Below are 889 nucleotides of genomic sequence, written 5' to 3'. Positions count from 1 at the left end.
ACGTGAGCTCCGTTCCGTTGTCACTGACGATCATCCTGGGCGCGCCGCGCTCCGCGACCAGATCGGTCAGCTCACGCACCACCCGCCTGCCCGAGATCGACGTGTCGGCGACGGCGCGCAGGCATTCCCGGGTGACATCGTCGACGATGTTGAGCACGCGAAAGCGGCGCCCGGTGGCAAGCTGGTCGTGCACGAAGTCGAGGCTCCAGCGCTGGTTGGGAAGCGCAAGCACCGGCGCCGGTGCCCGCGCGCCGACGGCGCGCTTTCGTCCCCGTCGCCGCCGCACGGTCAGCCCTTCTTCGTGATACAGGCGCTGCGTCTTCTTGCGGTTGATCACGATTCCGTCGCGCCTGAGCAGGACGTGCAACCGTCGATAGCCGAACCGCCGTCGCTCCGCCGCCAACTCCCGAAGGCGGTCGCGGATCTCGCCATCGTCAGCACGACGCGCCTGATAGCGGACGCTCGTCCGATCCGCGCCGATCACCGCACACGCTCGCCGCTCGCTCATCTTGAACGCCGTTCTGAGATGCGCGACCGCCTCACGCCTGGCGGCCGCGCTCACCACTTTTTTGAAAGCAGGTCCTTCAGACCTGCATTGTCCAGCATCGCATCGGCAAGCAGCCGCTTCAGCCGCGCATTCTCATCCTCGAGTGCGACCAGCCGGCGCGCTTCCGACACCTCCAACCCACCGTATTTAGCCTTCCAGGCGTAAAAGGTCGGACCCGACATGCCGTGCTTGCGGCAAAGCTCCGTCACCACCGCCCCTGCCTCGGCCTCCTTCAGGATGCCGACGATCTGCTCTTCCGAAAACCGCTTCCGCTTCATCCATCCGTCCCTTCATTGGGCCGGACTCTAGCTCAAACTGGAGGAGAAAACGGGGGTCACGTCA

1 pseudogene is annotated in these 889 nt (G+C 65.5%); it reads right to left on the bottom strand.

The features are described from left to right. A pseudogene (locus tag C7I55_RS27625) lies at nucleotides 1–825 on the bottom strand (IS3 family transposase); the annotation flags it as partial. Between the last annotated feature and the right edge of the window lie 64 nt (nucleotides 826–889).

The sequence above is a fragment of the Allosphingosinicella deserti genome (genome assembly GCF_003012735.1).
GTDB lineage: Bacteria > Pseudomonadota > Alphaproteobacteria > Sphingomonadales > Sphingomonadaceae > Allosphingosinicella > Allosphingosinicella deserti.
Note: the sequence above shows the minus strand (reverse complement) of the source record. Positions and strands in the feature narration are given on the sequence as shown.